The organism is Novosphingobium sp. AAP83 (assembly GCF_001295795.1).
In the GTDB taxonomy this organism is placed as follows: Bacteria; Pseudomonadota; Alphaproteobacteria; order Sphingomonadales; family Sphingomonadaceae; genus Novosphingobium.
This window is the reverse complement of the sequence record NZ_LJHY01000004.1, coordinates 129716-153422: the sequence shown is the minus strand read 5'-3', so window position 1 is coordinate 153422 and position 23707 is coordinate 129716. Positions and strand designations below refer to the sequence as shown.

Sequence of the window (23707 nt, the reverse complement as noted above, 5' to 3'; positions counted from 1 at the left end):
AATTTCCACTGCCTGTTGTTGCACAGTGTGAAATGCAACGTCTCAGGTAATGCGCAGAATGCGTTGCCGTCGCTACCCAAATGGGCACGAATTAATCGGCCTCACGGGCTTGACCGCCGCTCCCGCTGATTTAGTATGTGTTACTAACAATTCCGGAGCGACCGGAATCGGGAGAGAGGCAAGCGGACGTATGGACGAAGTTACGCTTTATCATTGGGAGCCCAATGCCAATTCAGGCAAGCCGATGCTCGCCCTTATGGAAAAAGGCGTGCCTTTCGCCAGCCATTACATCGATATGCTGCAATTCGATCAGCACAAGCCGGAATACCTCGCGATCAATCCGCAAGGTACGATCCCGGCGATGACGCATAACGGACTGGTGCTGACCGAAAGCACCGCGATCATGGAATACGTGAATGACCGGTTTGCCGGACCAAATCTGATGCCATCCGATCCGCAGGATTGCTGGCGCGTACGCTGGTGGATGAAATTCATGGACCAGTGGCTCGGCCCCAGCTTTTCGATGATCGGGTGGAGCGTGTTTGTAGGGCCAATGGTACGCCAGCGCGACCCGCAAGAACTTGCCGCCGCAATTGACCGTATCCCGCTGCCCGAACGCCGCACTGCGTGGCGCAAGGCTATCAACGGCGATTTTTCAGAAGCCGAGATGGCCGAAAGCCGCCGCCGTGTCGGGCTGGGCATCGCCAAGCTGGAAGAAGAACTGGGCAAGCGGCCCTATGTCGGGTCAAACCAGTATTCGCTCGCCGATATCAATATCTTCAACAGCACCTATTCGCTGCCGCTGTCGCAGCCAGACCTTGCCGGCAAAGACAAGACGCCAAACATCATGCGCTGGCTCAAACGGGTCTATTCCCGCGATGCGGTGAAGCAAACGTGGGCTATGGGCAAGACCGATCTCGCTAATCGCTACGGCCTGATCATGAAGGAGATCGAAGCATGAGCGCGGTGCTCTATCACGGGCAGCCCAATGGCGCGTCGCTGACGGTGCTGGCTGCACTGGCAGAATCAGGCCTTGCCATTGAATGCCGCGCTATCGATCTGCTTGCGGGCGAACGCCATGCCTTGGACGGCGTGACCGAAGCCATTGCGCTTGACCTTGGGGTTGAGGGTGAGGGGCCAGTGCTGCTGGTAGACGGCGAGGCAATGACCGAATCCGTCTTCCTCGCACAATATTTTGATGAGGCAGCGGGCGGTGCAGGCTTGCAACCGGCGGATGCTTATGCGCGCTGGGAAATGATGATGTGGTGTCGGCAGATTACCGAACGCCTGTCGCCCGCAGCCGCCTTGCTTGGCAATCTGGCAGCATCGCAGGCGGTTGTTGCGGCCATCCCGCAGGCCGGTTTCGATGACCTCACCGCGCGTATCGTTTCTGATGATCTGCGCGGCCGTTGGCTGGCGTTGCATGATGATGTGAGCATCCCGGCGCAGATCGCCGATAGCGAAGCCAAGATCATCGCCACCGTCGAACGCTGCGAAAAGCAACTGGCCGATGGCCGCGATTGGTTGATGGGATCATTCTCTATCGCCGATCTGGTGACCTATTCCTGGCTTGCGGGCATGCGTCTGTTGCGCCCTTCGGCCTTTGCCGATGCCGCGCCGACCAATGCTTGGCTCGATAGGGTTGCTGTCCGTCCGTCCGTTATCGCGGCGCTTGCACGCGCGACCGTTTCCGAACCGCTCCGCGCCTGGGCGCCGGGGCCAGAAATCAATCGTTGGGGATAACCAATGCGCGCTATCGATTACTTTGACCGTGGCCATGACCGCGATCCGCAGCGTCTCGCCATCGTCGATACCGAGACGGGGTTGAAGCTCACTTTCGCCGAAACCCGCGCACAGTCGATCCAGATTGCGGCTGCCTTGCAAAAGGGCGGCTTCGAAAATCAGGACCTGCTTGGCCTCTATGGCCCTAACGATGGCATGTTGCTGGTTGTGTTGCTGGCGATGTGGCGTGCGAACGGCAAATGGATTCCGGTAAACACCCGCAACGCCATCGATGCCAACGCTGCCTATATCAACTACGTCCGCCTCAAATGGATGGTCTATCATTCGTCGAAGGCTGACGAGGTTGAACAACTCAAAGCCCTGTGCCCCACACTGCAACACTTCGTCTGCCTTGATAAGCGCATGGGCGATGATCCCAGCCTTGCGGAGTTCGTGGAAGGGGTCACCGAGGCTGACTTTGCCGAGCCAGAGATCGACGCTTTCGGCAACCTGATGGACATGGTCGGCATATTCCCCACCGGCGGCACCACCGGCCCTTCCAAGGGCGCGAATGTCACCAACCTTGGCTGGGGCACGATGATCGAAACCGCCGCCGATGGCATGGGTGGACGCACCGATAATCCGGTGGCGCTCGTTTCTGCGCCGATTACCCATGCGGCAGGCCCGATCGCGCTTTCCACGATGAGCCTTGGCGCAACGCAAGTGATCCTGCCAAGCTTTGATGCAGAGGCCGTGTTGCGCACTATCGCGGAATACAAAGTCACGCACATGTACCTGCCGCCCACGGCCATGTACCAGCTGCTCGCCTCGCCCGAGATCGGCGATCACGATTATTCGTCGCTTAAAATCTTCATCCTCGTCGGTTCGCCATGCAGCCCCGAAAAGCTGCGGCAGGCCGTGTCGATCTTCGGCCCTGCCATGTGCCAGTCCTATGGTCAGGTGGAATGCCCGATGATCGTGGCATGGTTCCCGCCAGAGGACGTCGCGCGTTTCGCCGCTGAGGCACCGGAAAAGCTCGCCTCATGCGGCAAGCCGACACGGTCGATCAAAGTCGCGCTACTCGATGATGATGGCGTTGAAGTGCCGCTGGGCGAAGCAGGCGAGATTTGCGTGCGCGGCGCGCTCGTCACCCATTCCTATTTCGAAAAGCCCGAAGAGACCGCCGAAATCCGCAAGTTCGGCTGGCACCACACCGGCGATGTCGGCAAGTTTGATGCCGATGGCTACCTCTACATCGTAGACCGCAAGAAGGACATGGTCGTCTCGGGCGGGTTCAATGTTTTCACCGCCGAGGTTGAAGCGGCAGTAACCGAACTGGCTGCTGTGAAAGAGGCTTGCGTGTTCGGCATCCCGCACGAAAAGTGGGGTGAACAAGTCCATGCTGTCGTCGTGGCCGATGGCATCACCGCGCCTGAGATCATTGCTTATACCAAAGACCGCCTTGGCGGTGTAAAAGCGCCAAAGTCGGTAGAGTTCGTCGATGCGATCCCGCGCACGGCAGCGGGCAAAATGGACAAGAAGGCGCTACGCACCAAATACTGGGGCGACTCCCAGCGCATGGTGAACTAGACCTGATTGATCGAGCCGGGTTTACCGGTCGTCTGTGAGAGGATTGACGATGCTTCGGAATCGCAAGTTGAAGCTGGCACTGGCAGGATCGCTGGTCATGGCCCTGCCATTGGCCGCGTGCAGCGTGACAGACGCCAACGTGGCGAATGCCGCCGGCGGGGTCACGGCGCAAAGCCTTATGACCGACGATGGCGCAAACTGGCTGTCCTATGGCCGCACGTATGACGAACAGCGCTTCAGCCCGCTGAACCAGATCACAGATGCCAACGTCGGCGATCTTGGCCTTGCATGGTACGCCGATATGGACACCGCGCGCGGACAGGAAGCCACGCCGCTGGTGATCGATGGCAAGATCTATTTCAGCACCGCATGGTCCAAAGCCAAGGCCTATGATGCCGTTTCGGGCAAGCTGCTGTGGGAATATGATCCCAAAGTTCCGGGCGAAACGGCGGTCAAGGCCTGCTGCGATGTCGTTAATCGCGGCATGGCGGCATGGGGCGACAAGCTTTACATGGGCACGCTCGACGGGCGGCTCGTCGCGTTGGATCGCGCCACCGGCAAGGAAGTGTGGTCCACCGTCACGGTTGATCAGACCAAGCCCTATACCATCACCGGCGCACCGCGCGCGATCAACGGCATGATCATGATCGGCAATGGCGGCGCGGAAATGGGCGTGCGCGGCTATGTCACCGCCTATGATGCGCAGACCGGCAAACAGCTCTGGCGGTTTTACACCGTGCCCGACAAGCCCGGTAACAACGATGAGGAATACCTCAAGAAAGCCGAAGCCACGTGGAAGGGCGAATGGTGGAAGCTGGGCGGCGGCGGCACCGTATGGGATGCCATGGCTTATGACCCCGAGCTTGATCTGCTCTACATCGGCGTCGGCAATGGCAGCCCGTGGAATCAGGCCTACCGCTCACCCGGCGGCGGCGATAACCTCTATCTCTCATCGATCGTGGCAATCCGCGCCAAAACCGGCGAATATGTCTGGCATTACCAGCAGACACCGGGCGAAACGTGGGACTTTACGTCTACCCAGCACATTATGCTGGCCGACATGCAAATCGATGGAAAGCCGCGCAAGGTGCTGATGCAAGCGCCCAAGAACGGCTTTTTCTATGTGCTTGATCGCACCAACGGCCAATTCATCTCGGGCAATGCTTATGCTCCGGTAAACTGGGCCAAGGGGCTCGATCCCGTCAGCGGGCGGCCGATCGAAAACCCGGAAGCGCGCTATGACCAGACTGGCAAGCCCTTCATCGGCATGCCGGGCGCAGCCGGCGCCCATAGCTGGCATCCGATGGCTTATGACCCGACCAACGGACTGGTCTACATCCCCGCCCAATTTGCCGCTTATCCCTATTTCCCGTCGAAAGACTGGAAGGCGCAAGCCGTCGGCTTCAACACCGGCGTCGATAGCGCAGCAGGGGCTATGCCTGCCATCCGCGAAGCGCGCGAAGGTGCAAAGGCCGCCACCACCGGCGCGATCGTTGCATGGGATCCGGTCGCCAAGAAAGAACGCTGGCGCGTCAGCTTCCCCGGCCCATGGAACGGCGGGATGCTGGCAACCGCAGGCGGATTGCTGTTCCAGGGCAATGCCAAGGGCATGTTCGCGGCCTATTCTTCAAAGGATGGCAAAGAACTATGGTCGTTCCCCGCGCAAACCGGCGTGGTGGCAGCGCCTGTCACGTTCAAGGTGGGTAATGACCAATATGTGGCAGTGCTGGCCGGTTGGGGCGGCGTCTGGCCATTGGCGACAGGCATTCTGGCCGACAAATCCGGCCCAGTCCGCAACATCAGCCGTCTGCTGGTGTTCAAGATCGGTGGCAAAGCCAAGCTGCCCGATGCACCGCCTTTTGAAGAAAAGCGCCTCAATCCGCCTGCTCTGGTCGGCACACCTGAAACGATTGCCTTGGGCAATAATCTCTATGGCCAATACTGCACCGTTTGCCACGGCGACGCGGCGGTTGGCGGGCTATTGCCTGATTTGCGCCACAGCGGCCTGAATGCTGATCCCGAAGCGTGGCAATCGGTCGTGCATGATGGCATCCTCAAAGACAATGGCATGGTCGGCTGGGGCAAATACATGACCAAGGACCAGATCGAGGCCATCCGCCATTATGTTATCAAGCGCGCAAATGAAGACAAAGCGCTGGAAACGCGTTGAGAGATTGTTATAAGGTAGAGCAATTAGAATCGAACGGAGAGACTCATGACGCACCTTTATCCGAATCTGATCAATGGTGAGTTGGTCACCACCGAAACATCGCTCGATGTCGTCAACCCAGCCAACGAGCAGGTAATTGGCCGCGTTCCTGCCTGTGGTGCTGCCGAACTTGACCGTGCCGTTGCCGCCGCCCGCGCTGCGTTCAAAACCTGGTCCAAGACTCCTGTCGATGATCGCCGCGCCGTGATCCGCGCCATGGCTGCCGCTGTCGAAGCAAACGCGGACGAACTCTACCGCCTGCTAACGGCTGAACAGGGCAAGCCTCACCATCAGGCACAGCATGAAATCGGTGCCTGCTCGGGTATCATGAACGCGCAGTCGACTCTCACGCTTGAAGAAACAATCAACGAGGACAGTGATCAGCGCCTCAGCCGCACGCGCCGCGTGCCGGTGGGCGTGGTCGCGGGCATTGTGCCGTGGAACTTCCCCGTCCTCATGGCCGTGCAGAAGATTGCGCCTGCGATCCTTTCAGGCTGCACCATCGTGCTTAAGCCTTCACCGTTCACGCCGCTAACCACGCTGAAGTTTGCCGAACTGATCAAGGACATCGTGCCCGCAGGCGTCGTCAACATCATCACCGGCGAAGATTCGCTCGGCCCGCTGATGACCGCGCACCCGGACATCAACAAGATCACCTTCACCGGCTCGACCGCGACCGGCAAGCGCATCATGGAAGGCGCTTCGAAGGACCTCAAGCGCATCACGCTCGAACTCGGCGGCAACGACGCCTCGATCGTGCTGCCCGATGCGGATGTTGCCAAGGTGGCAGAGCAACTGTTCTGGTCGAGCTTCACCAATGCAGGCCAGATCTGCGTCGCTGCAAAGCGCGTCTATATCCACGAGGATATCTATGACGAGATGAGCGCCGCGATTGCCGAATATGCCAAGGGCGTGACAGTGGGCGACGGTGCCAACCAAGGCACCGGCGTCGGTCCGATCCAGAACAAGAAGCAGTTCGAGCGTGTATGCGAGCTGATCGAGGACGCGAAGTCGAACGGCTACAAGTTCCTCGTCGGCGGCGATGTCGATCCGTCGGGCTCAGGCTACTATGTGCCGATCACCATCCTCGACAATCCGCCCGAGGATGCGCGCATCGTGGCTGAAGAGCAGTTCGGCCCGGTCATGCCGCTCATGAAGTTCTCGAGCGACGACGAAGTCATCGCGCGCGCCAACAATTCGGAATATGGCCTTGCTGGCGCTGTCTGGACCAAGGACACGGACCGTGGTGTGGCGATTGCCGAGCAGCTCGAAACCGGAACGGTGTGGATCAACGAATTCCTGCACCTTTCGCCCTTCGCTCCGTTCGGCGGTCACAAGCAGTCGGGCTTCGGCGCAGAATATGGCGTCGAAGGCCTCACGGAATTCACCTACAGCCAGGTGATCACCGTCAAGAAAGATGCGCTGGTCTGATCAGCCGCTGAATACTGCACGGCCCCGGCAACCATGCGTTGTCGGGGCCGTGTTAAAAATGCCTGAATACAAAGGATTGCTCCGTGCCCATCGACCTTTCCAAGATCAAGGCGATCGACGTCCACGTCCATGCCGAGGTATCATGCCACGATCCTGAAGATCCGGTAATGGGCAAGTTTTTCGATGCTGCCAGCGCGTATTTCAAGTCTCCGCGCGAACGGCCCAAGATGCCTGAAATTGTCGAAATCTATCGCGAACAGCAGATCGCTTTCTGCATGTTCACGGTCGATTGCGAAAGCGGCATCGGGGCCAAGCGCGTTTCGAATTACGAGATTGCTGAAATCGCCAACAAGAACGATGATATCTGCATTCCGTTCGCCTCGGTTGATCCGCACAAGGGCAAGATGGGCGCGCGTGAGGCGCGCGACCTGATCGAAAATCATGGCGTGAAGGGCTTCAAGTTCCATCACATCATGCAGAACATCGAACCCGGCAGCCAGATCGGCTACCCGATCTACGAAGTGATCAACGAATACAAGTTGCCCGCGATATTCCACACCGGCCATTCTGGCATGGGCACCGGCATGCGCGGTGGCGGCGGCGTTCGCCTGAAGTACGGTCAGCCGATGCTGGTCGATGATGTTGCGGTCGATTTCCCCGATATGAAGATCATCCTTGCGCATCCGTCATGGCCGTGGGTTGATGAAAGCCTGTCGATGGCGCTGCACAAGGACAACGTGTTCATCGATCTATCGGGCTGGTCGCCAAAGTATTTCCAGCCGCAGATCATCCAATATGCCAACACACAGTTGAAGCATAAGATGCTGTTCGGTTCAGACTTCCCGCTAATCCACCCGCAAAAGTGGCTCGATGCCGCACGGCAGGTCGGCTTCAAGGAAGAAGTTCTCCCCGGTATCATGAAAGACAATGCTGCGCGCCTGCTCGGGCTAGCTTGAGCAAATGGAACTTGATCCGGTCGATATTCGAGCGTGGCAGCGTCTTGATGACGCTATCACCACGTCAGGCCGGATTGAGGACAAGGACGTTGCCCGTCTTGCTGCGATTGGTGTTACGCAAGTGATCAACCTCGCGCTCGAAACCCATCCCGAAGCTTTGGCGGGTGAGGGTGATAAGCTGGGCCAACACGGCATCGCTTATACGCACATCCCGGTTCCGTTTGATGCGCCAACCGAAGCGCACTTTGCGGCATTTCGCGATGCCGTTGAAAGCGCGCAAGGCCCGGTCCACGTTCACTGCATCATGAACTGGCGCGTCTCGGCGTTCTTCTATCGCCTCAACCGTGATTATCGCGGGATGGAAGAAGCCGCAGCGCGCGCCCTCATGGAGCGCCAGTGGTCGCCCGATGGCGTCAATCGGCCCGAAGCCGAAGCTTGGGCTGCTTTTATCAAGCCGCGCACCTGACAGCGGCGATCTTGGAGAGTGTTATGGCTTTGAAATACTATCATGCCGAACCACTGGCAAATTCGCTGAAATCGATGGTCCCTCTGAAGGAAAAGGGCCTCGACTATGAAAGCGTCTATGTCGATCTGCACAAGTTTGAGCAGCATTCGGAATGGTTCACCGCGATCAATCCCGAAGGCCAGGTGCCGGTGCTCGATCATGACGGCGTGATCATCACGCACACCACAGTCATCAACGAATACCTTGAAGACGTCTTTCCCGATGCCCAACCCGCTGATGCACCCCTGCGTCCCCGCGATGCGCTTGGCGCAGCACGGATGCGCTATTGGAACAAGTTTATCGACGAACACGTGATGAACTATGTTTCGATGCACGGCTGGCACCGCATGGTCGGTGTGATCGCACGCAATGTGGAAAGCGGTGATTTCGAAAAGCTGCTCGAAAGCATTCCGTTGCCCGATCAGCGCAAGAAGTGGGCCACTGCCCGCTCCGGCTTTTCCGAGGCCGATCTGGCCAACGCCACCGCCAAGATCGAATATGCGGTCGACAAGATCGAAGCGCAGCTTGGCCAGACAAAGTGGCTCGCGGGCGATACTTACACGCTGGCCGACATCAATTTCTATTCGCATTGCGGGGCCATGGTTGAACGCATGTTCCCCGAAATGGACATCGCGCGCCGCGCACCGCGCCTGTGCGAATGGCGGGATCGCGTGATGGCGCGTCCGGCGGTGGCAGAAGCGCTAAAAGGCGAAGATCGAACATTGCCGGGCCTTCGCGTCTGGTCAGGGGAAGTGCGTTAATGGCAGGTTTCGTTCTCATTCACGGGTCGTGGCATGGCGGCTGGTGCTTTGATCCGGTTGCACAATTGCTGCGCGATCGCGGCCACACCGTCGTCGCGCCAACGCTTCCCGGCATGGGTGGCTCGGCTGATGAAATGGCCGCCGTCACGCTTGATGGCTGGGGCGAATTTGCTGCGCAGCATTGCCGCGACTTGAAGCAACAATTGAATGGTGCACCCGTTGTCCTCGCAGGCCATTCACGCGGCGGTCTTGTGGTCTCGACCGCCGCCGAGGCCGATCCTGCTGCGATGGATGCGCTGGTCTATATCTGCGCGATGATGCTGCCTTCAGGCATGAGCCGCGCAGGATTCAAGGAACTGGAAGGCCCGAACCCTGCGTTCGATGGCATCATCAGCAAAGTTCACGGCGGCATCGCCACGGTGATAGACACCGCCAACGCTGCGCCGGTTTTCGCCCAAGCCTCGCCGCCCGAACTGGTCGCCGCCGTCCTGCCGCGCCTTTTGGCAGAGCCCCATGCCCCACGTTCAGAAAAGCTGCACCTCACCCCCGAACGCTGGGGCAGCCAGCCTCGCACATATGTCGAATGTACCCTCGACCGCACGATCCCCATCGACAGCCAGCGCCAGATGCAGCGCTATTCGCCGGGTGCACATATCGTCACGCTAGAGGCCGATCACAGCCCGTATCTGTCAAAGCCGGTGGAACTGGCCAATGCGCTTGAGGCTGCTATTCCGGCCTGACTTCATCAATCTCCGAAGAAATTGAGCTCTAGCAGCACATTGTTCGGGTCAGCCGTGAAAATCTGGCGCAGGCCAATCGCCTCAACCGTGTTGGTCTGGCAATCAAGACCCAGCGCCCCAATCCGCCCCATCACTTGATCATAGCCGCTGCAATTGAGCGCAACATGGTGGATCGCGCCGGTCAGCGAACCCGGCTCTACCGCGCGGTCATACGTGCGCGGGCAATCGACCGCGTTGATGTGTATGATCGCTCGGCCTGCGCCATCAAACATCCATTGCGCATTGTGCGCGGTCAGCGGTGGGGGCCCGTTGCGCCGTTCCAGCCCCAGCAGCGTCTGATAGAACCGTGCGGTCTCATCAAGCTTGTCGGTGATGATATTCACGTGATCGAGTGCGTTGACGGTCATCTCATCTCTCCCGAATCAAAGATGGCGGCGGGGCGTTTTCCACCCCTGCCGCCGTCCCTCCCCCAAGCTGTGAAGACTTTAACTCTTGAACACAACCGTCTTGGTGCCGTTCACCAGCGCGCGGTCTTCCAAATGCAGCCGCACCGCTTCTGCCAGCACGCGGCGTTCCACATCGCGGCCCTTGCGCACCAGATCTTCAGGGCTGTCGGCGTGGGTTACCGTTTCCACATCCTGATGGACGATCGGACCTTCATCAAGATCGGTCGTTACGTAGTGGCCGGTTGCGCCGATCATCTTCACGCCGCGTGCATGTGCCTGATGATAGGGCTTGGCGCCTTTGAAGCTGGGCAGGAACGAGTGGTGGATATTGATGCAACGGCCCGAAAGGAAGGTCGTCAAATCATCGGATAATATCTGCATATAGCGCGCCAGCACCACCAGTTCCGCGCCCGTTTCGGTAACGATGCGCTTCACTTCGGCTTCCTGTTGCGGCTTGGTATCCTTGGTGATTGGCAGATAGTGATACGGGATATCGCCGATCAGTGAAATGTTCAGCGCCTCCTTGGGGTGGTTGCCCAAAATCGCCACCACATCCATCGGCAATTCGCCAAGACGGGTGCGATACAGCAGATCGCCAAGGCAGTGGTCGAACTTGCTGACCATCAGGATCACCTTGCGGTTCACCGATGTATCGCGGATATTCCAACGCATTGCATATTGTTCGGCTACCGGCGCGAATGATGCGCGAAATGCTGCAACATCCAGCTCGCCCGGATTGAACACAACGCGCATGAAGAAATTGCCGCTTTGCGGATCGTCAAATTGCTGCGCTTCGCTGATGTTGCCGCCAGCTTCAAATAGATTGCCGGTCACGCGGGCCACGATGCCCGGCTTGTCTTCGCACGATAGCGTCAAAATCAACGATGCACTCATCAAAACTCTCCCGTCGGGTAGCGCCTCATAGGGCGCAACATTTGCCATTGCGAATCTCTAACAAACTTGTATGTGTTGCATACAAATTTTTCAACCTGCCATTTTTCGTCGGGAGAGTAATATATGGCCAAGAACCTTGAAGAGGTAATCAACCAGAACGGCAACGTAGTTGAAATGCTGCGCAACTCGCAGCTTGGCGCTTACGTTTATCCCGTGGTTGCACCGGAGTTTTCCAACTGGCGCAGCGAACAGTGGGCGTGGCAGCACAGCGCCGTTCTGTTTGACCAGTCGCACCACATGGTCAACCTCTACATTCGCGGCAAGGATGCGCTAAAGCTCCTGTCCGATACCATGATCAACAGCCCCAAGGGCTGGACGGTCAACAAGGCCAAGCAATACGTTCCCACCACGCCTTATGGTCATGTGATCGGCGATGGGATCATCTTCTGGGAAGAAGAAGAAAGCTTCACTTACGTGGGCCGCGCGCCGGCTTCCAACTGGCTGCGCTATCACGCGGCCACCGGCGGCTATGATTGCGAAATCGAGCTGGATGACCGTTCGCCAATGCGCCCGATGGGCAAGCCTGTGACGCGCAAGGAATGGCGCTTCCAGATACAGGGTCCAAACGCTTGGGCCGTGATCGAAAAGCTGCACGGCGGGCCGCTCGAACAGCTCAAGTTCTTCAACATGTCCACGATGAACATCGCAGGCAAGACCGTGCGCACGCTACGCCACGGCATGTCGGGCGCACCGGGCCTTGAAATCTGGGGTCCTTACGCTGAACAGGAAGAAATCCGCGCCGCCATTCTCGAAGCGGGCAAGGAATTCGGCCTGATCGCTTGCGGCAGCCGCGCCTATCCTTCGAACACGCTGGAATCGGGCTGGATCCCGTCGCCACTGCCCGCCATCTACACCGGCGAAAAGCTCAAAGGCTTCCGCGAATGGCTGGCGGCTGACAGCTACGAAGCCACCGGTTCGATCGGCGGTTCGTTCGTTTCGGAAAACATCGAAGACTATTACCTCAACCCGTGGGAACTGGGTTATGGCAACTTCGTGAAGTTCGATCATGATTTCCACGGGCGTGAAGCACTTGAAGCGCTGAACCCTGCCGAACAGCGCAAGAAGGTTACGCTGGCATGGCATCCTGAAGACATGGCCAAGATCATGGCTTCGATGTTCAACCCCGATGGCGAAGCCTACAAGTTCTTCGACGTTCCGCTCGCGAACTATGCCTCGTCGAACTATGACCGCGTTGTTGATGCTGCTGGCAAGACCGTCGGCCTCTCGATGTTCACCGGCTTCTCCTACAACGAAAAGCAGGCCCTCAGCCTCGCCACCGTTGATCCGGAAATTCCGTTCGGCACCGAACTCCACGTTGTCTGGGGTGAAGAAAACGGCGGCACCCGCAAGACCACGGTTGAACCGCACAAGCAGCTTAACGTCCGCGTGATCGTCTCGCCGGTTCCCTACAGCCGCGTCGCACGCGAAGCTTATGCCGAAGGCTGGCGCACGGCCCGCTAAGGCACGCTGAAACAGGCCCCGCCCGGATCGCCGCAAAGGCTGCCGGGCGGGTTGCCTCCCATTTCCAGAGGATCCCGAACATGGCCACACCGCAAATCCACCCGAATTGGGACAAGGAGCCCGCCGGGATCACTGATGGTTTCTCGCTAGAGATGACCGCGAAGGACGAAGCCTCGCTGCGCGATGCCGCCCCGCTTATCCCGGCTGAAACCCCCGTTGCCGTCACTTTCCTCCCCGGTGAAGACGTGGCCGCCCGCGTTGCCGCCACCGTCGCGGTGCGCGAACTCGGCTTTGAGCCGATGCCCCATTTCTCCGCCCGCCGGATTACGTCGGAAGACGATTTCGAAGGCTACTTGCGCGCTGTGGTCGAACAGGCCGGCGTGACGCGCTGCTTCATCGTTGCGGGCGATCCGCCTGAACCGGTCGGACCTTACTTCGATACCTCAGCCCTGATCGCCACCGGTGCGTTCGAACGTTCGGGAATCAAGGCCATCGGCATCGGCGGCCACCCCGAAGGTCATCCGAACATGACCGAGGCCGAATGCTGGGCGGTGCTGGACAAGAAAGTCGCTGAAATCACCAAGCGCGGCATGGCACCCTTGATCGTCACCCAGTTCGGCTTTGATCCCGACGCGTTCCTGGCCTGGCTGAAGACCTTGCGCGCGCGCGGCATCGATGCGCCGGTGCGGATCGGCGTTCCGGGGCCTGCGGGCATCAAGCGCCTGCTCGCCTTTGCCGCGCGCTGCGGCGTGGGTGCCTCCACGTCCGTGCTCAAGAAATATGGCATCTCGGTCACGAACCTGCTGGGCAGTGCAGGGCCGGATAAACTCGTCAATGCCTTTGCCAAAGGGTTGGGGCCGGAACATGGCAAAGTGCGTTTGCACTTCTATCCCTTTGGCGGTCTGACCAAAACCCTCGAATGGGTCCAGGCCTACAACGCCAAGCAAGGCCTTTGATCTGTGGCTGACTTCGTCCTCGTCCACGGTGCATGGTGTGGCAGTTGGGCTTGGGCACGGCAGGAAGCCGAACTGACGGCAGCCGGTCATCGCGTCGTAAATGCCAACCTCACCGGTCTCGGCAGCCGCGTTGCCGAATTCCATCCCGGCATCACGCTTACAACGATGATCGATGATGTCTGCGATCAGGTGGCAGCTGCCGGTCTGGATCGCTTCGTGCTGGTAGGCCATTCATGGGGCGGCATGGTCATCACCGGCGTTGCGGCCCGTCTTGGCGCGCGCATCGATGCCATCGTCTATGTCGATGCTTTCGTGCCGCAAGATGGCCAATCACTATGGGATATGGCAGGCGATTTCGAACACAACCACTATATCGGCAGCCAGAAGTTTCAGCCCGGCGCGGTTGCACCGCTGCCCGGTCTCGAAGCACCGATGCTCACGCCACACCCGCTGCTGACGTTGCTCGAAGCGGTGCGCCTGACCGGTGAAGAAGCCAAGATTCCTCGCCGTATCTATATCTTCGCCAATGCCTGGCAGCCAACACCCTTCGCCCAGTTCAGCCACGCGTTGAAGGATAACCCGGATTGGGAATATCACGAGGCGAACTGCGGCCATAACGTCATGATGGACCAGCCCGAACAGCTTCTGGAAATCCTGCTAAGCTGCGCCTGATCCAGCCCCGCCTACGCACCTTCCTCCCGCTCCACCCTCGTCATCCCCGCGAAGACGGGGATCCAGCGAACAATGCCAGTCTGGATTCCCGCCTACGAGGGAATGACGAAGCACGAGTGGGCGGCAAGCGGAAGCAATAGGGCAAGCCGCTGGTTCGGGGTCTGTGCGTTGCTTCAAGACATCAGCCACAGAAAAACCCGGCTAACGAAAAGCTTACCCTTGCGCCGCCAAGCTCTGCATCCGCTTCAGATACCGCGCCAGCACATCGATTTCGAGATTCACTTTGCGCCCTGCGACCAGAGTGCCGAGCGTGGTGACTTCGGCGGTGTGCGGAATGATGTTGAGCATGAAGTGGCACGTGCCATCGGCCTGATCGGCCACTTCGTTCACCGTCAGCGAAACGCCGTCCACCGTGATCGATCCCTTGGCCGCGATGAACGGCGCAAGCTCCTTGGGCGCCGCAACGATGTACTGCCACGAAGCGCCAACCTGGCTGACCGTCACCACTTCGCCCACCGCATCGACGTGCCCGGTCACGATATGCCCGCCCAGTTCGTCGCCCAGTTTAAGGGCTGGCTCAAGGTTCAGTGGCGCGCCCACCACCCACTGCTGCGGGGCAGTGCAATTGATCGTCTCGCCCGAAACGTCCACCGCAAACCAACCTTCACCGGCAATCCCGCCCTTGTTCACCACGGTCAGGCAAACGCCCGAACAGGCAATCGATGCGCCAATGGCGATCTTGGCAGGGTCCATCGCGCACGAGATCGTGATGTGGCGGTCACCCTTGTCTTCGATGGCAAGGATGTTGCCCACTTCGGTGACGATCCCGGTAAACATTGCAAATCTCCTTTAGCGGACGCGTTCGTAGACGTCCGCTGTGTCGCTGCCAAGCGTCCGCCTGTCCACATTGCACCAACGCCCATGTGCGTCGGCCAATGATCCCAAACCGATATCGCCAATACACGCCAAGCCATTGCCGACAATGATCGGCGCGCGATAGATCAGCAACCTGTCCACCATATCCGCTGCGATGAAACTTGCCGCCGTCTGCGCCCCGCCTTCCACGAACAGATATTGCGCATCGCCAAATGCGTCCGGTGCCGTGATGTCGTGAACCGCTGTCCAGCCTTCGGGCGCTGCCCCGCGCGTCAGCACCATGCGCTGCGGGCTGCGGCCCTCAAGCCCGGGCAAACGCACATCAAGCCGGGGGCTATCGGCGCGCAAAGTGCCACCGCCCACCAGAATCGCATCGGCCCGCGCGCGCTCGACATGGCAGTGCGCGCGCGCTTCCGGTCCGGTAATCCACCGGCTCGATCCATCGGCCAGCGCGATCTTGCCATCCAATGACATCGCCAGCTTCAGCGTCACATGCGGGCGGCCCTTGGCAGCGCGAACAAGATAGCCCGCCAAAGATGCGCGCGCCGCAGGGCAGGAGAGCACTTCTGCTACAATCCCCGCTGCCCTTATCGCCGCAACACCGCTGCCCGCCGTGCGCGGATCGGGGTCTTCCACGCCGATCACCACGCGGGCAAGGCCGCTGTTCAAGACCAGCGATGTGCAAGAGGCTCCGCGCGTGCTGATATGGGCACACGGCTCCAGCGTCACATAAAGCGTGCCCCCGCGCGCGGCATCGCCCGCCATCGCCAGAGCTTCAGCTTCGGCATGGGGCCTGCCTCCGGCCTGTGTCCATCCGCGCCCGACCACGATACCCTCTTTCACGATCACCGCGCCCACCGCCGGGTTTGGGCGGCTAAGCGGACGCCCGCGTGCGGCCAAGGCAGCGGCGGCTTGCATCCAGCGCAGATCGTCAGGGCGGCTCATGGCGCGTCGGCCAGCCCCGTCTTCTTCGCTTTGTCGAACAAGGGATTGTCGATCAAATGCTTGTCGAGGATCGCCTTGCGCTTGGCCTCAAGTTTGGCCTTTTCCGCCGCGCGCTCGGCCTTGCCCTCTTCATAAGCCTTTACCGTATCAACACCGGTCGCATCGCCCACCGCACGATACATCTGGCGCATCCGCTCTTGCCGCGCCTCCTCCTCGGCCTCTTCGGCCAGCACTTTGTCTGTAACCACGCGGTTTTCTGCCAGAATTTCAGCGTCGGTGCGGCCTTCGATCAGGCTCGGGAAATAGATCACCTTGGGCGGATCGGGCAGCCCGCGTCCGCCTTCGCTGCCCAGCGCCACAAAGATGGTGCCGGTGATGATCGTGGCCAGCACTAGCGCGATGCCGCGATACTCGCTCGGCGCGCCCAGCACTTGCCAGAAGTCCACGACCGCGCGGCGCGGCGACACATTGCGGAAAAACGATTTCATAGCCGCCTAGATAGGGCGTGCACGCAGCAGAATCCAGCCATCACCCGAACGGCGCATAAAGCGAACGCCCATTGCGCTTCAACCAGCGGTTGGCCGCGCTCACATCGTCTTCAAACAGCGTGCCCAGATGCGCGTGGAAGGCAGGGCTGTGATCGAAATGCGTCATGTGCGCCACTTCATGCGCGACGACAGACCGGCGCACGAAATCGGGTGCCATGATCAAACGCCAGTTGATCCGGATCGATCCATCCGAAGCGCAACTGCCCCAGCGCCGTTGCGCCCGCGAAAGCGCCAAACGCGGCACCTGATGTCCGGCTTGCGCACAATAATGCGTCAAATCGCCACCAAAATGCCACATCGCTTCACCCTCAAGCCAGCGCTGCAAGCGGCGGCTCAAAGACTCGGGCGGGCCACCCATAATCAACCGCCCATCCTCGATCACGGGCTTGCGCGGTGCTGTCTCAGTCCATTGAATTAAAAGCGTTTCGCCCCTGAAGCACAGCGTCGCACCGGGGGCAATCTGCCGCGCTTCGGGAAGGTTGGCGAGCTGTCCTGCCAGCCAGTCGGCCCGGTCGCGCGCAAAAGCCTCGGCATCGCCCACGCGGCACCATGCGGGGATCGAGACGCGCGCCTCGCTGCCATCGGGGGCCAGCCGCAATGTCATCCGCCGCGCATGGCCTAACTTGCGGATAACAAGGGGTAATTCACGCTCGCCCACCACGATCACGCGGGCCGCAACCTTGCGCGGGGCCGGCGTTTCCTTGGCCCGCGTATCGGCCCGGCGCAGCCAATCAAGCACCGGTTTTGCCTTTGTTATCAAAGTAATCCGCCGGAACAACATGCTCCTCCAACGGCCCTGCCACCGTCTCGCTAATCGCCTTGCCCCGCACCGATTGCCCCGCCGCGTGAACCGCTTCGCGATCCCCCGAAATCAGGTAGTGCCAATCGGGCAGGGGATCACCATCAGCCCGCAGGCGATAAGCGCAAGTATCTGGCAACCAAGGCAAATCGCGCGCCAGCTTGGGCGTCAACCGAAGGCAATCGGGCACATAGACGCGCCGGTGCTTATAATCGCTGCACCGCCCGGTCTTCAGGTCCAGCAACCGGCACGATACATTGGTGTGATAAACCTCGCCGGTAATGTCGTCTTCCAGCTTGTGCAGGCAGCATTTCCCGCAGCCATCGCACAGCGCTTCCCACTGCTCGCGGTTCAACGTCTCGATCGGACGTTTCCAGAACGCGTCTGTACTCATCGCGTTGTTAATGAACCCATTTTTCAAGTTCAGCCGCCACGGCCTTGGCGTTCTGTTCCGCTGGCAGCAGGGCAATAGGCTCACCCTTTGGCCCCATCAGATAAGCCGCGCGGCTGTGATCCATCAGATAATCCTTGGGCACGCCACCATCGCGCTTGCCAAAAAACACCGCCCATTGTTTGGCGACAGCCGCAATCTGCTGGGGCGTGCCGGTCAGCCCGATCATCGAAGGTCCGAAGTTTGCGGCATATTTTCCTATAACTTCAGGTGTATCGCGTTCGGGATCGATAGTGATAAACAGCGGCTGGATTTTCGCGTCCTCGGCGTGATCCTTGCCAAACAGCTTCAGCCCTTGGGCAATGTTCTGCAAATCCAGCGGGCAAACATCCGGGCAGAACGTGTACCCGAAATAGACGATGCGATATTTTCCATTGAAATCAGCATAGCGCACCGGCTTGCCGTCTTTGCCCGTCAGCGTAAAATCGCCACCGATCGCTGCGCCTTCCAAGGGAGGGCTCTCGCTGGGCGCGCCGCCACAAGCAGAAAGCGCGAAAGTGCAGGTCGCCGCAAAGGCAATGAAAAGGGATCGGAAGTTGTGGGCCATAGCGTGCCGGTTCATGCTCTGCTAACCGTGCGCTTGCAAGAGGCTAGTCCGTTTCGCTAAAACAAGTCGCGGGCTTGCAACAGGAGGATTTGATGCTGTCGATCATGCGCAGGCCATTTGCCATCATGGCGGTTCTGCTTGCCGCTGCGGTTTCCTTGCCCGCGCAAGCCCAGTTCTCTGACAGTTACAAGTTCCTCGAGGCCGTCCGCAAAAAGGAAGGCGAAAAGGTCACCGAGGCTTTGAGCGAGCCCGGCTCGCAGATTATCAACACCAAGGATTTCACCACCGGTCAATCGGCGCTGCATATCGTTGTGGCACGGCGCGATCTGACGTGGATTCAATTCCTGATCGCCAAGGGAGCCAACGTAAACGTCCGCGATAACAAGGGCATGTCGCCATTGGTGCAGGCGTGTGAGCTTGGCTTTATCGAAGGTGTCGACGAACTTATCAAATCTGGTGCCCGCGTTGAAGATGCCAACAACACCGGGGAAACCCCGCTGATCAGCGCCGTTCACCGCCGCGATCTGGCTCTGGTGCGCCTGTTGATCAAAGCCGGTGCGAACCCCGACAGGCCCGATAATTCCGGCCGCTCCGCGCGCGATTATGCCACGCTTGAAGGCAAAACCAGCTCGGTTCTGGGCGAAATCGAACGCGCTTCGAAAGAGGCCAAAGGCACCGGTCCCAAGAAGACATATGGCCCTTCCTTCTAACGCGTGTGACAAGCTGACATGACCGATGATCAAAGCCTTGAAGGCCTCCGCCTCCGCCTTGCCCCTGCGATTGCCGAAGCTGCTGTGTTTGATGGATGGACCGATGCTGCTGTCGCCGCTGCTGCCGGCGCAGAAGGCGTTGATCCGGCTCTGGCACGCTTCGCGTTTGATGGCGGACCAATGGCGATGATCACCGCATGGATCGCGCGAATCGATGCCGATATGGCCGAGGCGCTGCCACAGGCGCAATTGTCGAACATGTCGATCCGCGAACGCATCCGACGCTTGGTCCAATTCCGCCTTGATGCGCAAATCGGCAAGGAAGAAGCGCTGCGCCGCGCACTCGCGATCATGGCCATGCCGCAGAATGTGCCTGCCGCAACCCGCCTTGGCTGGTCCAGCGCCGATAAAATGTGGCGTTTGGCAGGCGATGTCGCCACCGATTACAACCACTATACCAAGCGTCTGACGCTGGGTGCGATCTATGCCGCCACGCTTTCGGTTTTTGCCAGCGATACCAGCGAAGACCATGCCGACGCCCGCGCATTCCTCGATCGCCGGATCGATGGTGTGATGAAGTTCGAGAAGGCCAAGGCTAAGTGGACCAAGCGCAGCGATGACGAGACATTTTCGTTCACGCGCTTGCTTGGGCGTCTGCGCTATCCCGCTGCTTAAACTGGCCGAAACGGCACGGAATTTTGATCCAGCGCAATTCTATTGCGAATGACTTGCAAAGTCGTTCTCTCTATGGCAGCGCAAGGGCGTGACACTTGATCAACTCCCCCTTGGCACCCCTGCGCGAATCGCGTCGGTTGACTGGTCAGCGCTCGTTGCCGAAGAAGCGCAGCGTTTGCAGTCGCTCGGGCTTGATGCCGGGGCGCGGGTGACGCTGGCCTATCGCGGGGTCTTTGCAGGGCATGATCCACTGGCGGTTGAGATTGGCCGGATGACCGTAGCACTGCGCCGCGTCCATGCCCGCGCGATGACGGTTGAGCCGATAACCGAAGCGGTTGGCGCATGAGCCGTATGCCAATCGTCGCAGCCCTAGTTGGCAACCCGAATGCAGGCAAAAGCGCGCTGTTTAACGCGCTCACCGGCGCGCGCCAGAAGATCGCCAATTATCCCGGCGTTACGGTGGAACGCAAAGCGGGCCGCCTGATCCTGCCCACGGGGGAACCGGTGGAACTGGTCGATCTGCCCGGTTCCTATGGCTTTGATTCGACCAGCCCGGACGAGGAAGTGACCCGCAAGGTCATCATGGGCGAACAGACCGGCCAGGCGCAGCCCGATGTGATCGTACTGGTGCTCGATAGCTCGAACCTCGAACAACATCTTGTTTTCGCACAAGAAGTGCTCGAATTGGGCCGCCCCACCGTGGTTGCGCTCAACATGGTGGACCTTGCCGAACGCGATGGTCTGGTGCTTGATCCTGCGGCGTTGGAAACCGCGCTCGGCGTGCCGGTGATCCCGACTGTCGCCGTGCGCCGTCGCGGCTTGGCCGAACTGGGTGCGGCGATTGGCGAAGCACGCGATCGCGCACGGGCGCACGAAGCCCATCCGCGCCCGCACGTCACTTTGCCCGAACGGCGGATGCTGGCGCACGAAATGGCCAGTGCGGCGATTATCTCCGAAACCGCCAAGCACCGCATTCATGCCAAGCTGGATAAAGCGCTCCTGCACCCTTGGGCGGGGCCACCGATCCTGTTTGCGCTGCTGTTCGTGGTGTTTCAGGCGGTGTTTACATGGGCTACGCCCTTTGCCGATGGCCTTGAAGCATTGGTCGGCAGCCTTGGCGATCTGGTCAAGGCAACGCTTCCTGAAAGTCTGCTGCGCGATCTCATAACTGACGGGATCATCGCGGGTGTCGGCTCTGTTGTCGTGTTCCTGCCGCAGATCGTGATCCTGTTCTTCTTTATCCTGACGATGGAGGCGACCGGCTATATGGCGCGCGCTGCCTTCCTGATGGACCGGTTGATGGCAGGCGTCGGGCTTTCCGGGCGTAGCTTCATTCCGCTGCTTTCCAGCTTTGCCTGCGCGATTCCGGGCATCATGGCCACGCGCAGCATCACCGACCCCAAAGACCGGCTGACCACGATCCTGATCGCGCCGATGATGACCTGTTCGGCGCGGCTTCCTGTTTATGCGGTGATCATCGCGGCGTTCATTCCCAACGATAAAGTCGGCCCCGGCATCGGCTTGCAAGGGCTGGTGCTGTTCGCACTTTATGTGGCCGGGATTGTCGGCGCGATGCTGGTGGCGCTGGTTTTGCGCCGTTCGGTCACCAAGGGTGCGGCTTCGGGCTTCATCATGGAATTGCCCAAGTATCAGCTCCCCACGATCAAGGACCTGGCCATCGGCCTTTGGCAGCGCGCATGGATTTTCCTGCGCCGCGCCGGCACGATGATCTTCACCGTCACCATCGCGTTGTGGATCTTGCTCAACTTCCCGCGTGCAGAGCCCGGGCAGGACCAGATCAACGCCTCGGTCGCCGGAACGCTCGCCAATGGTCTTGCCGTCGTGCTCGAACCGATCGGGTTCAACCGCGATATGAGCCTTGCGATCATCCCCGCGATGGCCGCGCGCGAAGTGGCGGTCAGCTCGCTTGCCACCACATATGCGGTCAGCGCCAGTGACGACGACGACCAGACTGCCATGGCGTTGGGCGATCAGCTCAAATCGCGCTGGACCCTGCCAATGGCGCTGTCGTTTCTTGCGTGGTTCGTCTTCGCCCCGCAGTGCCTTTCGACCATCGCAGTCGCGCGGCGCGAAACCAACGGCTGGAAATGGCCGTCGTTCATGCTCGCGTACCTGTTTGCGCTGGCCTACCTTGCATCGTTCGTCACGTTCTGGACGGCAATGGCTTTGGGGCTGGGGTAGCGCGCTCTGCGCTGTGGGAAATGCGGCGGGATGACTCGCGCCAACCCGCACCTTTGCGCTAGGCAAGCGATCAAATTCGAAGGGACATGATTCGATGGCAGGTAGCGTCAACAAGGTCATCATCGTTGGCAATCTGGGCCAGGACCCCGAGGTCAAAAGCTTCCAGAACGGCGGACGCATCTGCAACTTGCGCATCGCCACCAGCGAAAGCTGGAAGGACAAGGCCACCGGCGAAAAGAAAGAGCGCACCGAATGGCACAGCGTTGTGCTCCAGTCTGATGGACTTGTCGGCGTGGCCGAACGCTACCTGAAAAAGGGCAGCAAGATCTATATCGAAGGCAGCCTGCGCACCCGCAAGTGGCAGGACCAAAGCGGCAATGATCGCTACACCACCGAAATCTCGGTTGGCGTCGGCGGTGTTCTCACCATGCTTGATGGCGCCCCCGGTGCAGGCGGCGGCGGCGGTGGTCGTTCGGGTGGCTATAACGAAGGCGGCTCGTCTGGAGGCGGTTCGCGCGGCGGCGCTGGCGGCGGTTGGAACCAGGGCGGCGGCGGCGGGTCGTCGGGCGGCGGCTTTGGTGGCGGCGGCGCGCCTGCTGGCGGCGGGTTCGGCGACGATCTCGACGACGACATCCCGTTCTGATCAAAAATCCTCCCCTTCCGTTCACGGGAGGGGCCGGGGAACGGCCTGTTAATTCAGCCGCTCAAGTCCCCCGCGTATCCCCATACAAATGAATATGCAGCCTGTCGGTAAACCGCCATCCGCGCTCAAGCGCCTCTTCGGCCAACCAGCGTGACCGTTCGCGCAAGACGGCGCTGGCGGTACCTTCCGGCATCACGAACAGATGATCCGCTGCAATGCCATAGCGGTGTTGCAGGCTCTCAATCTCGGCGAGATCCGCAGGCGTTGCCACCACAAACTTGAACCACGCGCGCAGATCGCCAGCCCACGCCTCAAGCCGTTCGGGCACCAGCGCCAGATCAGGCGCGTTGCCCGAATGGGCCAGCTTGGGGCTGACGTTGTACTGATCGATCAGGCCGTCGAGCGCGGGGTGGGGGGCAACCGTCCCGTTCGTCTCCACCTCGACATGCAGCGCAGGCCGCGCGTCTTTCAACATGGTGACCAGCTTTGCCAAAGCCGCGCCTTGCATCAGGGGTTCGCCGCCGGTGATCACCAACCGGTCTTCGGAATGCGCAAGGATCAGCGCGGCAACTTCGGCCTCGTCCAGCGAGAGTTGGTTATCGCCCCGTTCGAATGCCACTTCATCGCGGTGCGGGCGATTATCGCCACTGAAACGCCACGTATAGGCCGTATCGCACCACCTGCACGCAAGGTTGCAGCGCGATAGCCGCACAAAGATCGAAGGCCGCCCCATCGATGGCCCTTCGCCTTGCAGCGAGGCGAAAACCTCCGGCTCACCGGGGTTTACGGTGGCAAGGGTTAGCATCGCTTAAGCCCCCTCTTCTTTAGAGGAGGGGGTTTGGGGGTGGTGGCGTGCAGAAGTGACCCTGCGGGTCAACACCACCCCTCGATCCCCTCCTCTGAAGAGG

26 protein-coding genes are annotated in these 23707 nt (G+C 60.0%); 17 read left to right on the top strand and 9 right to left on the bottom strand.

The window, feature by feature from the left end:
• The first annotated feature begins 190 nt into the window (after nt 1–190).
• The 9 genes from IP81_RS03670 to IP81_RS03630 all read left to right on the top strand — a co-directional run bounded on the left by IP81_RS03670 (nt 191) and on the right by IP81_RS03630 (nt 9914).
• Nucleotides 191–961, top strand: a complete 771-nt coding sequence (locus IP81_RS03670) for a glutathione S-transferase family protein (RefSeq protein WP_054106620.1) — start codon at nt 191–193, stop codon at nt 959–961.
• Nucleotides 958–1743 carry a glutathione S-transferase family protein gene (locus IP81_RS03665; RefSeq protein WP_054106619.1) on the top strand — a complete coding sequence of 262 codons (786 nt, stop codon included), beginning with the start codon at nt 958–960 and terminating at the stop codon, nt 1741–1743. The genes IP81_RS03670 and IP81_RS03665 overlap by 4 nt, the downstream gene beginning before the upstream one ends.
• 3 nt (nt 1744–1746) lie before the next feature.
• On the top strand, nt 1747–3312 hold the full coding sequence (locus IP81_RS03660) for an AMP-binding protein (protein WP_054106618.1): 1566 nt from the start codon (nt 1747–1749) through the stop codon (nt 3310–3312).
• 49 nt (nt 3313–3361) lie between these two features.
• Nucleotides 3362–5482 carry a PQQ-dependent dehydrogenase, methanol/ethanol family gene (locus tag IP81_RS03655; protein WP_054106617.1) on the top strand — a complete coding sequence of 707 codons (2121 nt, stop codon included), beginning with the start codon at nt 3362–3364 and terminating at the stop codon, nt 5480–5482.
• Nucleotides 5483–5527: 45 nt separating this feature from the next.
• The gene (locus IP81_RS03650; protein ID WP_054106616.1) at nt 5528–6952 is read left to right on the top strand and encodes an aldehyde dehydrogenase family protein; all 1425 of its coding nucleotides are present in this window, start codon (nt 5528–5530) and stop codon (nt 6950–6952) included.
• 83 nt (nt 6953–7035) lie between these two features.
• Nucleotides 7036–7908 carry an amidohydrolase family protein gene (locus IP81_RS03645; RefSeq protein WP_082355941.1) on the top strand — a complete coding sequence of 291 codons (873 nt, stop codon included), beginning with the start codon at nt 7036–7038 and terminating at the stop codon, nt 7906–7908.
• Nucleotides 7909–7912: 4 nt separating this feature from the next.
• Nucleotides 7913–8374, top strand: a complete 462-nt coding sequence (locus IP81_RS03640; RefSeq protein WP_054106615.1) for a protein tyrosine phosphatase family protein — start codon at nt 7913–7915, stop codon at nt 8372–8374.
• A 23-nt stretch (nt 8375–8397) separates the two neighbouring features.
• Nucleotides 8398–9174, top strand: coding sequence for a glutathione S-transferase family protein (locus IP81_RS03635; RefSeq protein ID WP_054106614.1), 777 nt, complete (start codon nt 8398–8400; stop codon nt 9172–9174).
• Complete coding sequence (locus IP81_RS03630; RefSeq protein WP_054106613.1) at nt 9174–9914, top strand: alpha/beta fold hydrolase; 741 nt, start codon at nt 9174–9176, stop codon at nt 9912–9914. The genes IP81_RS03635 and IP81_RS03630 overlap by 1 nt, the downstream gene beginning before the upstream one ends.
• 5 nt (nt 9915–9919) lie before the next feature.
• Here the strand turns inward: IP81_RS03630 and IP81_RS03625 are convergent, their stop codons facing one another.
• Together IP81_RS03625 and purU are read right to left on the bottom strand one after the other, a co-directional pair.
• Nucleotides 9920–10321 (bottom strand): glyoxalase/bleomycin resistance/extradiol dioxygenase family protein, encoded by a 402-nt coding sequence (locus IP81_RS03625; protein ID WP_054106612.1) that lies wholly within the window; start codon nt 10319–10321, stop codon nt 9920–9922.
• 78 nt (nt 10322–10399) lie between these two features.
• A complete protein-coding gene (purU, locus tag IP81_RS03620; RefSeq protein WP_054106611.1) occupies nt 10400–11254 on the bottom strand; it encodes a formyltetrahydrofolate deformylase in 855 nt (284 codons plus the stop codon).
• Nucleotides 11255–11377: 123 nt separating this feature from the next.
• On the opposite strand from purU, the gene IP81_RS03615 reads away from it, so the two are divergent.
• The 3 genes from IP81_RS03615 to IP81_RS03605 all read left to right on the top strand — a co-directional run bounded on the left by IP81_RS03615 (nt 11378) and on the right by IP81_RS03605 (nt 14403).
• Nucleotides 11378–12775 carry an aminomethyltransferase family protein gene (locus IP81_RS03615; RefSeq protein WP_054106610.1) on the top strand — a complete coding sequence of 466 codons (1398 nt, stop codon included), beginning with the start codon at nt 11378–11380 and terminating at the stop codon, nt 12773–12775.
• Between the two features lie 80 nt (nt 12776–12855).
• Nucleotides 12856–13731, top strand: a complete 876-nt coding sequence (locus IP81_RS03610) for a methylenetetrahydrofolate reductase (protein WP_054106609.1) — start codon at nt 12856–12858, stop codon at nt 13729–13731.
• Nucleotides 13732–13734: 3 nt separating this feature from the next.
• Nucleotides 13735–14403, top strand: coding sequence for an alpha/beta fold hydrolase (locus IP81_RS03605; protein ID WP_054106608.1), 669 nt, complete (start codon nt 13735–13737; stop codon nt 14401–14403).
• Between the two features lie 213 nt (nt 14404–14616).
• Here IP81_RS03605 and IP81_RS03600 read toward each other — a convergent pair whose 3' ends face one another.
• The 6 genes from IP81_RS03600 to IP81_RS03575 are packed head-to-tail and all read right to left on the bottom strand — an operon-like array spanning nt 14617 to nt 18473.
• Entirely contained in the window at nt 14617–15240 is a 624-nt protein-coding gene (locus IP81_RS03600; protein WP_054106607.1) for a riboflavin synthase, read from the bottom strand.
• A 12-nt stretch (nt 15241–15252) separates the two neighbouring features.
• Nucleotides 15253–16224, bottom strand: coding sequence for a bifunctional diaminohydroxyphosphoribosylaminopyrimidine deaminase/5-amino-6-(5-phosphoribosylamino)uracil reductase RibD (gene ribD, locus IP81_RS03595; protein WP_054106606.1), 972 nt, complete (start codon nt 16222–16224; stop codon nt 15253–15255).
• Nucleotides 16221–16712 (bottom strand): hypothetical protein, encoded by a 492-nt coding sequence (locus IP81_RS03590; protein WP_054106605.1) that lies wholly within the window; start codon nt 16710–16712, stop codon nt 16221–16223. Before IP81_RS03590 ends, ribD begins: the two co-directional genes overlap by 4 nt.
• A gap of 40 nt (nt 16713–16752) precedes the next feature.
• Entirely contained in the window at nt 16753–17511 is a 759-nt protein-coding gene (locus IP81_RS03585; protein ID WP_082355938.1) for a M48 family metallopeptidase, read from the bottom strand.
• Entirely contained in the window at nt 17504–17965 is a 462-nt protein-coding gene (locus IP81_RS03580; protein WP_054106604.1) for a YcgN family cysteine cluster protein, read from the bottom strand. The genes IP81_RS03585 and IP81_RS03580 overlap by 8 nt, the downstream gene beginning before the upstream one ends.
• Nucleotides 17966–17972: 7 nt before the next feature.
• A complete protein-coding gene (locus IP81_RS03575; protein ID WP_369800698.1) occupies nt 17973–18473 on the bottom strand; it encodes an SCO family protein in 501 nt (166 codons plus the stop codon).
• A 188-nt stretch (nt 18474–18661) separates the two neighbouring features.
• Here IP81_RS03575 and IP81_RS03570 point away from each other — a divergent pair, with 188 nt between their 5' ends.
• The 5 genes from IP81_RS03570 to ssb all read left to right on the top strand — a co-directional run bounded on the left by IP81_RS03570 (nt 18662) and on the right by ssb (nt 22799).
• The gene (locus tag IP81_RS03570) at nt 18662–19279 is read left to right on the top strand and encodes an ankyrin repeat domain-containing protein (protein ID WP_054106602.1); all 618 of its coding nucleotides are present in this window, start codon (nt 18662–18664) and stop codon (nt 19277–19279) included.
• 18 nt (nt 19280–19297) lie between these two features.
• A complete protein-coding gene (locus IP81_RS03565; protein WP_054106601.1) occupies nt 19298–19954 on the top strand; it encodes a COQ9 family protein in 657 nt (218 codons plus the stop codon).
• An 88-nt stretch (nt 19955–20042) separates the two neighbouring features.
• Nucleotides 20043–20300, top strand: coding sequence for a FeoA family protein (locus tag IP81_RS03560; RefSeq protein ID WP_054106600.1), 258 nt, complete (start codon nt 20043–20045; stop codon nt 20298–20300).
• A complete protein-coding gene (locus IP81_RS03555; RefSeq protein ID WP_054106599.1) occupies nt 20297–22156 on the top strand; it encodes a ferrous iron transporter B in 1860 nt (619 codons plus the stop codon). The genes IP81_RS03560 and IP81_RS03555 overlap by 4 nt, the downstream gene beginning before the upstream one ends.
• Before the next feature lie 94 nt (nt 22157–22250).
• Nucleotides 22251–22799 (top strand): single-stranded DNA-binding protein, encoded by a 549-nt coding sequence (gene ssb / locus IP81_RS03550; protein WP_054106598.1) that lies wholly within the window; start codon nt 22251–22253, stop codon nt 22797–22799.
• Nucleotides 22800–22860: 61 nt separating this feature from the next.
• Here the strand turns inward: ssb and IP81_RS03545 are convergent, their stop codons facing one another.
• A complete protein-coding gene (locus IP81_RS03545; RefSeq protein WP_054106597.1) occupies nt 22861–23604 on the bottom strand; it encodes a 7-carboxy-7-deazaguanine synthase QueE in 744 nt (247 codons plus the stop codon).
• Nucleotides 23605–23707 lie beyond the last annotated feature (103 nt).

Excerpts from the sequence above, each read along its gene's own strand:
- IP81_RS03545 (WP_054106597.1), bottom strand. The coding sequence starts at position 23,604 with ATGCTAACCCTTGCCACCGTAAACCCCGGTGAGCCGGAGGTTTTCGCC.
- IP81_RS03665 (WP_054106619.1), top strand. The coding sequence starts at position 958 with ATGAGCGCGGTGCTCTATCACGGGCAGCCCAATGGCGCGTCGCTGACG.
- IP81_RS03615 (WP_054106610.1), top strand. The coding sequence starts at position 11,378 with ATGGCCAAGAACCTTGAAGAGGTAATCAACCAGAACGGCAACGTAGTT.
- IP81_RS03650 (WP_054106616.1), top strand. The coding sequence starts at position 5,528 with ATGACGCACCTTTATCCGAATCTGATCAATGGTGAGTTGGTCACCACC.
- IP81_RS03580 (WP_054106604.1), bottom strand. The coding sequence starts at position 17,965 with ATGAGTACAGACGCGTTCTGGAAACGTCCGATCGAGACGTTGAACCGC.
- IP81_RS03590 (WP_054106605.1), bottom strand. The coding sequence starts at position 16,712 with ATGAAATCGTTTTTCCGCAATGTGTCGCCGCGCCGCGCGGTCGTGGAC.
- IP81_RS03655 (WP_054106617.1), top strand. The coding sequence starts at position 3,362 with ATGCTTCGGAATCGCAAGTTGAAGCTGGCACTGGCAGGATCGCTGGTC.
- IP81_RS03600 (WP_054106607.1), bottom strand. The coding sequence starts at position 15,240 with ATGTTTACCGGGATCGTCACCGAAGTGGGCAACATCCTTGCCATCGAA.
- IP81_RS03630 (WP_054106613.1), top strand. The coding sequence starts at position 9,174 with ATGGCAGGTTTCGTTCTCATTCACGGGTCGTGGCATGGCGGCTGGTGC.
- ribD (WP_054106606.1), bottom strand. The coding sequence starts at position 16,224 with ATGAGCCGCCCTGACGATCTGCGCTGGATGCAAGCCGCCGCTGCCTTG.
- IP81_RS03635 (WP_054106614.1), top strand. The coding sequence starts at position 8,398 with ATGGCTTTGAAATACTATCATGCCGAACCACTGGCAAATTCGCTGAAA.
- IP81_RS03660 (WP_054106618.1), top strand. The coding sequence starts at position 1,747 with ATGCGCGCTATCGATTACTTTGACCGTGGCCATGACCGCGATCCGCAG.
- IP81_RS03625 (WP_054106612.1), bottom strand. The coding sequence starts at position 10,321 with ATGACCGTCAACGCACTCGATCACGTGAATATCATCACCGACAAGCTT.
- IP81_RS03640 (WP_054106615.1), top strand. The coding sequence starts at position 7,913 with ATGGAACTTGATCCGGTCGATATTCGAGCGTGGCAGCGTCTTGATGAC.
- IP81_RS03555 (WP_054106599.1), top strand. The coding sequence starts at position 20,297 with ATGAGCCGTATGCCAATCGTCGCAGCCCTAGTTGGCAACCCGAATGCA.
- IP81_RS03610 (WP_054106609.1), top strand. The coding sequence starts at position 12,856 with ATGGCCACACCGCAAATCCACCCGAATTGGGACAAGGAGCCCGCCGGG.
- purU (WP_054106611.1), bottom strand. The coding sequence starts at position 11,254 with ATGAGTGCATCGTTGATTTTGACGCTATCGTGCGAAGACAAGCCGGGC.
- IP81_RS03565 (WP_054106601.1), top strand. The coding sequence starts at position 19,298 with ATGACCGATGATCAAAGCCTTGAAGGCCTCCGCCTCCGCCTTGCCCCT.
- IP81_RS03670 (WP_054106620.1), top strand. The coding sequence starts at position 191 with ATGGACGAAGTTACGCTTTATCATTGGGAGCCCAATGCCAATTCAGGC.
- IP81_RS03570 (WP_054106602.1), top strand. The coding sequence starts at position 18,662 with ATGCTGTCGATCATGCGCAGGCCATTTGCCATCATGGCGGTTCTGCTT.
- ssb (WP_054106598.1), top strand. The coding sequence starts at position 22,251 with ATGGCAGGTAGCGTCAACAAGGTCATCATCGTTGGCAATCTGGGCCAG.